Consider the following 230-nt stretch of genomic DNA (forward strand, 5'->3'; position numbering starts at 1 on the left):
GCCGGCCTTTTCGCTGACCGCCGTTCAAAGGCCAGGTACTTTTTCAGATTGTAAGTGAGTGCAGCCATCATCACGTGTTTGTTGGCCTGGGCCATCCCCCGGCTGTTGATCCGGCGCATGTTCAGGAAGTTTACTAAGGTACCTAGGACAGGCTCCACGGTCCGGCTCCGGATTTTGCCGATCCGCCTGGCATAGGCGGGGTTTTGGGTAAGCTTCCGGTGCATCCGGTC

General features: G+C 57.8%; 1 protein-coding gene. It reads right to left on the minus strand.

The features are described from left to right. Window positions 1-230 (minus strand): transposase (locus L0U89_RS20435; RefSeq protein WP_234863212.1); only part of this gene is annotated, 230 nt, incomplete at both ends.

This window comes from Mariniradius sediminis (genome assembly GCF_021491425.1).
Taxonomy (GTDB): Bacteria; Bacteroidota; Bacteroidia; order Cytophagales; family Cyclobacteriaceae; genus Mariniradius; species Mariniradius saccharolyticus.